8 protein-coding genes are annotated in these 11318 nt (G+C 59.3%); 4 read left to right on the plus strand and 4 right to left on the minus strand.

The features are described 5' to 3' along the window. Positions 1-143: 143 nt before the first annotated feature. The gene (locus ACIOWL_RS15300; RefSeq protein ID WP_400386896.1) at positions 144-581 is read left to right on the plus strand and encodes a VanZ family protein; all 438 of its coding nucleotides are present in this window, start codon (positions 144-146) and stop codon (positions 579-581) included. Positions 582-877: 296 nt separating this feature from the next. On the opposite strand, the gene guaB is transcribed toward ACIOWL_RS15300, so the two are convergent. Both guaB and ACIOWL_RS15310 read right to left on the minus strand, forming a co-directional pair. After that, entirely contained in the window at positions 878-2383 is a 1506-nt protein-coding gene (gene guaB / locus ACIOWL_RS15305) for an IMP dehydrogenase (protein WP_400386899.1), read from the minus strand. A 109-nt stretch (positions 2384-2492) separates the two neighbouring features. Further along, positions 2493-4640, minus strand: coding sequence for an acyltransferase family protein (locus ACIOWL_RS15310; protein WP_400386901.1), 2148 nt, complete (start codon positions 4638-4640; stop codon positions 2493-2495). Positions 4641-5500: 860 nt separating this feature from the next. Here ACIOWL_RS15310 and ACIOWL_RS15315 point away from each other — a divergent pair. From ACIOWL_RS15315 to ACIOWL_RS15325, 3 genes are all read left to right on the plus strand, one after another. Then, positions 5501-5734, plus strand: coding sequence for a hypothetical protein (locus ACIOWL_RS15315; protein WP_400386904.1), 234 nt, complete (start codon positions 5501-5503; stop codon positions 5732-5734). 290 nt (positions 5735-6024) lie between these two features. After that, a complete protein-coding gene (locus ACIOWL_RS15320; RefSeq protein ID WP_400386906.1) occupies positions 6025-6603 on the plus strand; it encodes a hypothetical protein in 579 nt (192 codons plus the stop codon). A gap of 282 nt (positions 6604-6885) precedes the next feature. Continuing rightward, a complete protein-coding gene (locus ACIOWL_RS15325) occupies positions 6886-7671 on the plus strand; it encodes a hypothetical protein (RefSeq protein WP_400386909.1) in 786 nt (261 codons plus the stop codon). Positions 7672-7904: 233 nt separating this feature from the next. Here the strand turns inward: ACIOWL_RS15325 and ACIOWL_RS15330 are convergent, their stop codons facing one another. After that, a complete protein-coding gene (locus ACIOWL_RS15330; RefSeq protein ID WP_400386911.1) occupies positions 7905-9842 on the minus strand; it encodes a hypothetical protein in 1938 nt (645 codons plus the stop codon). A 434-nt stretch (positions 9843-10276) separates the two neighbouring features. Next, complete coding sequence (locus ACIOWL_RS15335) at positions 10277-10999, minus strand: hypothetical protein (RefSeq protein WP_400386913.1); 723 nt, start codon at positions 10997-10999, stop codon at positions 10277-10279. Between the last annotated feature and the right edge of the window lie 319 nt (positions 11000-11318).

Genomic DNA, 11318 nt, shown 5'->3' on the forward strand with positions numbered 1-11318 from the left:
TGCCACCGAGTGGTGGAGTCCGGCAGGTGGAAGTCGGGTAGATGTTGGCCAAGAATGAGTGTTCGTATTTCGGGTGCAGTCGGGCAACCCAGACTAAAATTGCAGGGGCAGGTGTTTCCGGAATTTTTCAAAGGGTAGGTATCGTGGCGAACGGATCAGCGCGGTGGGCTCTAGGTGGGGCGCTGATTTATGCCATCGCGCTGGTGTTGATCGCTTTCTGGCCAACGCCCGTGGACGCACAGGCGGGCCCCTGGCTGACCAATGCCATCGGCTGGCTCCATGAGCTCGGCGTGCCCCAGTGGTTCGGGTACGGGGAGATCGAGTTCGCCGCGAACATCGTCTACTTCATGCCGTTGGGCCTGCTGGCCGCGTGGTGGTTGCACCGGCCGAGGTTGGCGTTGCTGGTCGGCCTAGCGGTCTCCGTGATGATCGAGGCCGGCCAGCTGCTGCTTCTTCCAGACCGGGTGCCCTCGGTCCGGGACCTGGTGGCCAACACGCTGGGGGCGCTAACGGGGGTGCTGATCTATTTGGTGGGCCGCAGCTGGATGCGGCAACGCGCGAAGCAAAGTGCCCTGAGCTGACCTGCGGGTGAACATCTCGCGCCCGGCCCCGTGCAGCGCGGTGAACTTCCTTTCATGCATACCTCCCCGCCATAGTGTCCTGCCCTCTTTTCGATCCCGCTCATGGTTGCTGCTCCGCCCTGCCCTCCCGGGCGCGGGTGGGGTCCGGGTGAAACCGTTTCCGCCACCGGGGTGCGGTACCCCATATGGTGCGTCCGAGCCTGGGAACCGGGCAGAATCCGGAAGTTTTCCCGCACAGAAAAACCCCTCCGGATCCAGCACGGGGCTAGGATCGGCGGGGTTTTACCTGATGAGCTTTAGCGCGAACGGTAGTTCGGAGCCTCGACGGTCATCATGATGTCATGCGGGTGGGATTCCTTCAGCCCGGCGGCGGTGATGCGCACGAACTTGCCGCGCGCCTTCAGCTCGGGAATGGTCGGGCCACCCACGTAGAACATGGTCTGGCGCAGGCCGCCAACCAGCTGGTGCACCACGGCGGACAGCGGGCCGCGGTACGGAACCTGGCCTTCGATGCCTTCCGGGATGAGCTTCTCATTGGAAGGGACATCCGACTGGAAGTAGCGGTCCTTGGAGTAGGAGGTGTTTTTGCCGCGGGTTTCCATGGCGCCCAGCGAGCCCATGCCGCGGTAGGCCTTGAACTGCTTGCCGCTCATGAAGACCAGGTCGCCCGGGGATTCCGCGGTGCCCGCCAGCAGCGAGCCGAGCATCACCGAGTCGGCGCCGGCCACCAGTGCCTTGCCGATGTCGCCGGAATGCTGCAGGCCGCCGTCGGCGATCAGCGGAACACCGGCGGGGATGGCGGCCTTGGCGGCCTCGTAGATGGCGGTGACCTGCGGGACGCCCACGCCGGCCACGATGCGGGTGGTGCAGATGGAGCCCGGACCCACACCGACCTTGATGGCGTCGGCGCCGGCGTCGATCAGGGCCTTGGCGCCGTCGAAGGTCGCAGCCTGGCCGCCGATGACGTCCACGTGGGCCGCGGCGGGATCCTTCTTCAGGCGGGCGATCATCTCCAGCACACCCTTGGAATGGCCGTTGGCGGTGTCGACCACCAGGGCGTCGACCCCGGCGTCGATCAGGGTCATGGCGCGCTCGTAGCCCTCGCCGAAGAAGCCCACGGCGGCGGCTACCCGCAGGCGGCCTTCCTCGTCCTTGGTGGCCAGCGGGTACTGCTCGGCTTTGTCGAAGTCCTTGACGGTGATCAGGCCGGTGAGTTTGCCCTCGTCGTCGACCAGCGGAAGCTTCTCGATACGGTTCTTGGAGAGCAGCTCGATGACGGTATCGCGCGGCACGCCTTCCTTGGCGGTGATCAGCGGCATGCCGGTCATCACCTCGTAGACCTTGGTGGTCAGGTACTGCTCGCGCGCCACGAAACGGGTGTCGCGGTTGGTGATGATACCCAGCAGCTTGTTGTTCTCATCCACCACCGGCAACCCGGAGACGCGGTACTGCGCGCACAGCTCGTCCCATTCGGCAAGGGTGGCGCCCGGGTGCACGGTGACCGGATCGGTGATCATGCCGGACTCGGAGCGCTTGACCTGGTCAACCTGCTTGGCCTGGTCCTCGATGGACAGGTTGCGGTGGATCACGCCGATGCCGCCCTGGCGGGCCAACGCGATTGCCATCGGAGCCTCGGTGACGGTATCCATGGCGGCCGAGCTGATCGGCACCTGGATGTTGATGCGCTTGGTAAAACGGGTGGTGGTGTCGGCGTCGGATGGGATCACATCCGTCGGGCCAGGCAGCAGCAGTACGTCGTCGTAGGTGAGTCCTTCAAAGGCAAAGGGGTTGAACTCAGTCACGTATGAACCTTTCGGGGCGAAAGCGGAGGTTGTTTATATGTTAGAACCCTTTTGACGCGTCCGTGATTCCCAGTCGCGTCTGTGTGGCCAACCTCATGCCACGATACCGTCATTTGGCCGGCTGGACACCGAAAGCTGGCGAGGGCTCAGAATTTTTTGAGCCGTCCGGGTCCACGGCCGCTGTGAAGGCGGCGGCGAACTCATCCGCGGCGCTGTCCACAAAGGTCTTGGACAGGTGGGTGTTGTCCAGATAGGTCAGCACGTTGCCGATGACCGCCTTGCACACCCCCTGGGGGCAGAGCACCGGAGTTAAATCCAGGGAGGCGACCGCGGGGCCGTAGTCCGTGCTTTCCAGCCACTGCTGGACCGGATTCACCGCATTCAGCAGCTGCGAGGCCGGCTGGTCGCAGCGGGTGGGATCCGATTTGGCGGAGTCGACGCATTCGGGGATCAGGTACTCGAAGCGCGGGGTGTCGCGCACCGCGACCACCTGGCTTCCGGCCTGCAGGAACGGCTCGATGGCCGGGACGATCCCATCCACCAAGGTTTCCTGTTCACCGGGGCTGCGCAGGTACTGGTCGTAATCCTGCACGGTCATGCTGGCGTTGACCATGACCCAGGTGGGTGCCACGGCGGAGACGTATTGTTGGGCGGCATCCTGGAAGTCCGCGCACAGGGGGTCCTCGCGCGCGGAATCGGAGCCATAGCGGCAACCCGGGTGGTGCACTAGGATCCAGCTGCCCCCGGCGTCCTCCATCATCCGCGCTCCGGCCTGCGACCAGTGCTGCATGTGCGAATCGCCGAGCATCACCAGCACCGGGGTGCCGGGTGTGAAGTCGCCGCCTTGCTGGCAGAAGCTGATCCGTTCATCGTCCGGGTCCAGCACCCCGGTGCACTCGGTGCCGGGGTTTTGCCATTCATCATCAAGGTCCGTGGCCAGCGGCAGGGTCAACGCCGCCGGGGACGGGTCCCAGTCTTCGCTGGCCATGGCCCCGGGGTTCTCCTCCGGGGTTTGGGCCGCCGCCACGGTACGCCGGTATTCGACGTTGCCTTCCCAGGCGAGCACCGGCACGCTGACGATTCCCACACCCAGCACCGCCACCAGCACCCCGGAGGCCAGTTGCGCTTGGCGTCCGGCCACCATCTCCCCCAGCGTGGTCCGGGACTGCCAGGCGGCCAGCGGCTTCTCCACCCAGCGGGTGGTGCACCAGGACAAGACGATGGAGGCAACGATCAGCACGGCACCCGGGATCAACCCGGCCTGGGCCGAACCGCTCAGGGTCAGGTAGAACACCAATAGCGGCCAGTGCCACAGATACATCCCGTAGGACAGATCCCCCAGCGCGCGCAACGGGGGCAGCGAGAGCACCCCGGCCGGGTTGGACCAGCGCGGCTGCGCGGGAGCCATGATGATCAGCGCCGCACCCAGGGTGGGAACCAATGCCATGAAACCCGGAAACTGCCCCTGCACATCCAGCAGGGCGCCGCAGGAAATAATGGTTGCCAAGCCGATCCAGCCGCCCAGCCGGCGCAACCGCAGCGGCAGGGTGGAAAGCCAGGGCAGGGCCAGCGCCAGCAGCGAACCGAGCGCGAACTCCCACAGCCGGGCCCCGGTGTGGAAGTAGGCGACCTGCTGGTTGGTGGCGGTGAGGTGGATGGAGTAGGCCAAGGAGCCGGCGAAGATCAGCCCAAAACAGGCACCGGCCACCGCGGCGAAGTGGTACCGGGACAAAAACAGCTTCCAGATCAGCGCACAGGCCGCCAGGATCAGCGGCCAGAGGATAAAGATCTGCCCCTGCACGGACAGCGACCAGAAGTGCTGCAGCGGGGAGGCGGTGGAGGTGTTGAACGCGTAGTAGTTGACCTGGTTGTCGGCCAGATACCAGTTTTGTTTGTACAGCAGGGACGCGAAGGACTGGTCAATCAGCTGGGGCCAGCGGTTGCTGGGCAGCAGGATCCAGGACCCTATGGCCACCGCGAGCACCACCACGGCCGCCTGCGGTATCAACCGGGAGAAACGGTGCGCCCACTGGCCAAGGATTTGGGGGCGTTCACCTCGGCCGATCCTTTTGGCCAGCGAGGCGGTGAGGAAAAAGGCGGAGAGCATCAAAAAGATGTCCACTCCCCCGGAAACCCGGGAGAACCAGATGTGGTAAACCATCACCAGCAACACCGCCAGGGCGCGTAGTCCCTGCAGGTCGCTCCTGAATCCGGGCTTCGGCTCGGACTTCTTGGCTGGGGTGAACGTCAACGACACGAAGTGGTGCTTTCCTCGGGGACAGAGCAGCTCTGGCGGGGCGGCTGTGGCCGATGCCAGACATCATTCGATCCTAGCAAGGAGAAATAAGTATTCCATTTGAACTGATTGCCCACGGCCCAGCGACGGCAACCCGCCGGCCGATCGCGGTGGGTTTTCGCCCCCGAACCAGCGGTGCACCGGACCTATCTGGCAGGGGCCGTGGTGCGTTGCCCGGGCGCGCGAAATCCGGCTGGTCGAGCATCGATGGACTGGATGAAATTTACGGTTGCTTCGAGCAGTCCCAGCAGGGCATGGTTCTTGGGCCGGCAAGTGTTGCACACCTGGCCCGCTAGAGTAGCTTTCAGTGCCACAGCGTACTCTTTTCGAAATTTGGAACTAGCTTACCGACGTGAACGGATAAATACGGCGAGACGACGAAGGCTCTCGTACTCGTGAGATCGTAAACCACGAGACGAGGCAAGAGAAGGACGTAGTTCCTCAGTCTTCTCCAGATGTATTCTGGCGCTGGGTCCCACATTGACCACTGCCACACGAACCGCACGACAGTCACATAAGTTGCGTTACTCACTTCCACCGGTCATGCAAGCGAAACCTCGATTAATCTCCCGGCGGCCAAAGCTCTCCAATACAACTTGTATTTCGCGTCCACAATTAATCTCTTGCTAGCAAGAACTACGTCGTCGCGGCATCCCCAAAGCCGCGGTGGCGCGGAGGCCCGGCGTCAGCCGGCAGACCTGTACACCGCCCTGAACGGGGACCGAGTGCACTCCGGGGAGTGAGGCAGGACCCGGCTTCATGGGCTCGGCCATGCATGACATCAGTTCTCTGCGCCAGGGAACCGGCATGGTATTGGACCCATGGACGTCGAGATGATGAGCGATGCGCTCCCCTGGATCCTGGACTTGCCAGCAGCCGCTCGGGAGTCCTGCGCGAGGGAACTCACCGATGCGGCAGCAGCGGCATTAGCTCATGGCGCTCCTGGACTCGCGAAGGCTGAGCTCGTCTCGTGGCGCGAGACAGCTGCGGCCCCGGCCAACGGGCTGGGCAGCTCGCCCATTGAATGGCTCGACGAGGCCACGCCCGTCGATTGATCTTAGGCTCGGGCTTCAGCGATTGCTGAATCAATCTCTGATTAGACGTTCAACTCAGCCATTGACAATGGCCATTCAACGTCACGTATGGCCAAGGAACTCGCGGTCTCCAGCTATTGCTAACGTTACACTTTTTGTGTGATACTAATCACATCAGCAGGGAACCCGCAAAAGATCGGGTTCATTCTTCTTTAATCACACTTCCGCCTAAAGGCAGAGGTGTGCAGTTTCGTTTTCAGAGAGCTTCGGCTCTCTTTTTTTATGCCCAAAACCAAACAAGGAGGTTTCTCATGCACACTTCAGATTTCACAGCCCGCCTCATCGTCGCCATCAACGACACGCACACTCTCATCAACGGCGGTTCGGTCGACGCCATCGCGTTGATCATGAAAGGGCGCGCGCTGGCCAAAGCCTTTCGTCCAAGCTCTTGCACCAATGACCAAGTGCACCACCTCGCTGCCCTGATGATAGCCAGCATCGCCGAGGCATGGATCAGCATCCCGCAGAGCACCGAGTGGGTAGCCTATCTAAACTTGTGCCGGCGTTCGCACACCGAGCTGCGTCGGCTACAGCCCTACGACTGCGCCACGATTCGTACCCTGTGGGCGATCGGCAACAAAGCCGATGAACTGGCTGTCATGGGCGTACGCGTCCGGTCGCCACGGAGGCCGGAACACCCCTTAGCGCGACCATTGCAGAATCGATCCTACGCGGAAGCACTGACAGGGTACGGAGATCTGCCAACAGAGCCGGAACAAGCGCACGTAGGCTCAGAGGAGAAGATAGCGGCTCGAATGCCAACAGGACCAGACGCTGAAAAGCAGTATTTCAGCGCCGGCGAGCACTGGACTAACACTGGCTCGAAGTAAAAACGACATAGGTCGCAGGCGGGCTGGCTCTGGTTATGAAAGAGCCGGCACGCCAGCCAACTGGAACCCGAATTTCGAAGAAACGGGACCGTGAGCTTCAGCCAGAGCGAACCCGGCATTGGAAAGCGTCGCCATCGTTTGCGGCCTTGGCTTGTTCCCGCAGAAAGAACTTGAGGTGCCTGACCACGGTTTCATCTGAATTGTCTTGGCTTGTATCTTGATAGCCGATCAAGGTCTGCCCGCTCTGCACGATGCCATGCAACGAACTGTATGGTTCCTAGTATGAATAGCGACGTGGAAACATTCATCGGTCTTACGCAAACGGCTTGGACCGGCATTTACACCCTGATAACTTTCGGTCTACTCACGATGGCAGTAGTGGCGGCTATCTACGCCGCCCGCCAATGGAAAGACGCTCGAAAAGCGCACAAAGAAACCAATCGCCCTTACGTGATCGTGGTGATTGAGCCGTCCCCTGCGTCCCCGCAACTGTTTGATCTGGTCGTGCGAAACATCGGTAAGCGACCAGCGAAAAATGTCTCCATTACGCTCTATCCCCCGCCGGAACGCGCAAGCGAGACCGCCGGCCACGAATTACGAAATATCAAGATGCTCAACGAACCAGTCGCAATGATTGCGCCAGAGCAAGAGCTCAGAACATTCTTCGACAATTCGATCGAGCGCACCGACGAACGCGGCCTCCCAACATCGCATACAGTCTCCCTGACCTACTTCGACAGCTCCAACGAGGTCTACGAAGAGGCGAGCATTCTTGATCTGGAAGCGCTCAAAGGCACGATGTTTACCACTGTCCATTCGATCCACAGCCTCGGTAAATCGTTGCAGAACATCTCCAAAACACTCCAGAACGCATCCGTTCTAAAGCGACGCGGCCTGGTCGAATCGAACGTTTCAGTAAATAGCTTCCCCGAAAAAGAAATACACAAAGCACAGGAGTCCGACAACGAGAATAGCGGGATTACCGAATTGATTGCCCGATTAGGATTCAGAGATGAAGCAAGACGGCTATTCGGTCCATCAGCACCCGAGGCAAGCGGCCAGGACTAAAGCGGTATACGGAGCCCGTCCGTCCTTTTCTTTACCTGTCCACAACATTGCAACACAAACACCAAGGTTCGAACTGAATCCTTCCGGCTTCCGAAGCGTTCAGGGGCCGAGTCGTGTCCCGTCCAAATGATGAAAACGACACTTCATCTTTCGGCAATTGCTACATTCAACGCTCCCGCGGTACTTTATCTCCTTTTGCAAGTGAAAAACGAACGCCATGGCCATATGACCCGCTACTCGATTTTTGGTGCCAAGCGCTGAAAGCCTAATGTCGCAGTGGTCCGGAGCTGCCCGCCGAAAATTCGGTTCGAACCGGCAACTGAAAGATTATCGGCACTTCCTGAAGCTGGCTTTCTCACAACAGACAACTCAAGATTGCAATTGTCGACGACAGACCATTGATGAGCCCGCCGGGCAGACTCCCGAAGCTCGCGCACGTCTTTGACCCAATCGATGAGGTTCTCCTCGTCAGCCGTTCCCGTGAAGTGGTTTGCGATCTTGGCCCAGAATTCTGCAGTCCAAGGAGAACTCCCGTTCAGAAAACTGGCCGAAATCATTGATGCCATGCGTAGGGCGGCTTGCTTGGTATCCAATGCTGACAGTCCGTTTGATTTCTCTCGAATCACTGCGAGCGAGGTCTCGAATAATTGATAGCCCGATTGATTTGAAATTCTGAACACCAAATCGGTCACAGAGTCTGGCAACACAGCACTCAGAGCCGCTGCAAAGACCATCCAGTCAGGAGAAGGGCCCGTAGCACAGATCTCTATGGCGTCACCTTTGATCGCGCTCGACTCCAAGTCAAGCCCGTATACCCCTAGAAATAGCGCTATCGCCGAATCTCGATCCCTCGGAGTCAAGTATTCAGAATAAGTGAGATCTGCACCCATCCTCGTCATAGCTGAGGTCACGCCGGCAAATGTCGCGACTGTTGTCTCAAGGTATGCCAAGACCTTGTCCAAGAATTCATTTGAGGAGAACCAAGTATCGTCGATGAGTACGCCTCCATCTGCCAGATCGAACCCAGCGTGTGCTCCTGCGTTTCGAATCTCAGGAGAGAGATTCTCATTCAGCTGTAGCTGCGGTAATTCGATCGCAGCACGTTTGATGGCAGCGCCCGCGTTCTTCGACACGAGGCTTTTGTACTCTTCAATAGATTCGGACAACAAAGTGGCCAACGCGTGCCTGAGGACTCCGTCCCGCCACGTGGAGACAGATTCGACCGAACGATGCACGACTTCAAATTCGTTGCTACCAGTTGATTCGATCACGTGGTGCATTGATGCAAGCGCGCTTGAAAGGAATGCACCTGCTCGGGCATGCGCTTTCCTCCAGTCGTCGGACTCGGAAAGTGTGCTTCCCTTACGTCCCACAGCCTTATCCGATTCGGAGAGAACTGAAGTGAAATGTTCCAGGTCAAAGCAGTTAAGCGCTGCCAGATGCAAGACATGCGACTGAATGCCCATGCCTGATGATGCCACGTCCCACCCCACACCCGAAGCCAGCTTCGCGTCTAGTTCCACCAGAGACAGTTTTAGCCCTGCGGTTTTTCGTGCTTCGATTCCGATGATGTTCAAGCTTTCACTCGCATCGTCCTCCGCGAATAGTTCTTCCGCTCGGTCAAGTTCTCGGAGTCGGTCTTGAACACTTTCGGCTTCTTTGAACAGTGTGTTGCCGCGTCGCTCGCAATTCCGTGCACTATGCATGTCCGGAGCGACTATTGCCTCGACAAATTGCTCAAGCCCTTTCACGAACAAGGACATGCACTGACCTACAACCCTCCCTCGGTTCCGTGACGGGCGAGGCTGCGGAACGTTCCAATCCACGGCCAGTTGGTCCAACAGGCCAAAAGCCTTCACTAGCGCATCTGCTGTTCGAGCCCCTCTCGAGGCAGCAGCCAAAGCCCGGAGCACGGCATCGATCGCACGACCGGTTTCAACTTCCACATCCTCAAAGTCAACACTTTCTCTCGGTGAGGGCTCTTTGCGACCGCGCTTGAAGTCGGCGACGATACGCACGCGGCGCTGGAGGTCAAACTGAACCTCGTGAGACTTTGGGCGGGCACCACAATCGTCGCAATTACGGGCAAGTAGACGTTCTCCTTTGCACTTTTCGCAGGTGATTAGGCCAAAGGACAATTTTAGGCCCCGTTCCTGCTTCCGTTTCCCCATGATTCTTCCTCTCTAATGCATGCGGTCAGGAATTTCAGTGCACCATGTCCAACCGACAGAATGGGAACGCAAGAGTAGTTCGCATCAATTAGGGACTCCAGATCCGCTTACACGTGCGCGTGCGAACCGATTGCCCGATTACGCGGGTACCCATACTAATCATCGAATACTCGCTTCTACAGTGCCACTCCTAGCCCGTCGACGTTCGCACTAACTTTTGCGAAGCAAGGGACCATGTTGCCCATCCGTTCCAACCAGCGGCACAGGCGCGGTTGCGCTCGGTAAGGAAACCAGATAATTCGGCCACTTCGCCAAGCTTGTGGGAAGGCTCAAGAAGATACGGGTCTGCGGTGTTGCGTGCTGGGGTCCCATCCATGAATCACCCATCGGTCGGGACATCGAGTTTTGGTGCGTCGATGAGCCCCGGCGGGTGTTCAACCAGTTGTCGCCGGCTCGAAGATCTCTGATTCGACCCCCATGACGATACGGTCTCCGGGCTGTGATTCTTGCAGAAAACGTTCAACAACCTCCAGATCCGTGGAGATGCAGCCCCAGGTCGCCCGCATTCCGGCATGCAAAAAGATGGCAAAGGTACGCCCGTGAATCGGTTGCGCGTCGGGCAGCCGGTTGTAGTTGATCACGGCCGCCTGTTCATAGTCGCCGGCCTGCATGTATTTGAAGAGCGACTCGTCGGGAAAAGCGCCCTCGCCTTCAAAGTAGTTGTTGAACGTGGCGCCCGCGCGCCCACCCCAATAGGAGTTTTTGGCGACTTGCTGATAAGGAAGGTCGGTTCCCGGGTTTTCGCGGCCGAAGGCCTCGGTTACCGTGAAGGATCCGGTGGGTGTCAGCAACGAATTGACGTAGACCGGCCCGGGCTTGGCGAAACCGGATTTGCCAGCCAGCCCGCGCGCTGTCCATGCTTGCGTGTATCCGCCCTCGACACGCAGGCAGCTGGCGATCTGGACCGCACTGTCGCCATAGGACTCGGCGAGCACGAACGTGGTCCGCTCTCCAAGCTCGTACTCCGGCTTCACCCTGTCGACCCACGAGCATGGACCGGACGATGCTGGTGGCGGCGCTGTGGGCTGCGCAACCGCGCAGGAGGACAGCGCCAGCAGCATTACCGCGGCGATGCCCAAGTGCCGTAATACCTTCATTTGTTTCTTTTTCCTAAAACCAACACCACGAATTTACCGTCCGTTAAGACACTGGGTTTCATCACTGCAAGGGGACATGATTTCCACGTAATTATTGCGTCGCATCGTAACAAATTGAATCTTCTAAATGACGTGGGATGATACCGAGCCAGCAGTGGGAAACCGCTGAGATAGGCCGGAAAATGTTACTTTCCCGCCCAACCTCCTCGCCAAGAGTTGACCAACCACCCGCAAGTTGCAATGCTGTTAATAAGTGTCTCAGCTGTATCAATTGCTACCGGTCATGGGGATGAACGGCAGCAGTTGATCGTAGTTTAGC

The sequence above is a fragment of the Glutamicibacter sp. NPDC087344 genome, from assembly GCF_044744225.1.
In the GTDB taxonomy this organism is placed as follows: Bacteria; Actinomycetota; Actinomycetes; order Actinomycetales; family Micrococcaceae; genus Glutamicibacter.

Excerpts from the sequence above, each read along its gene's own strand:
- ACIOWL_RS15320 (WP_400386906.1), top strand. The coding sequence starts at position 6,025 with ATGCACACTTCAGATTTCACAGCCCGCCTCATCGTCGCCATCAACGAC.
- ACIOWL_RS15325 (WP_400386909.1), top strand. The coding sequence starts at position 6,886 with ATGAATAGCGACGTGGAAACATTCATCGGTCTTACGCAAACGGCTTGG.
- ACIOWL_RS15330 (WP_400386911.1), bottom strand. The coding sequence starts at position 9,842 with ATGGGGAAACGGAAGCAGGAACGGGGCCTAAAATTGTCCTTTGGCCTA.
- ACIOWL_RS15315 (WP_400386904.1), top strand. The coding sequence starts at position 5,501 with ATGGACGTCGAGATGATGAGCGATGCGCTCCCCTGGATCCTGGACTTG.
- ACIOWL_RS15335 (WP_400386913.1), bottom strand. The coding sequence starts at position 10,999 with ATGAAGGTATTACGGCACTTGGGCATCGCCGCGGTAATGCTGCTGGCG.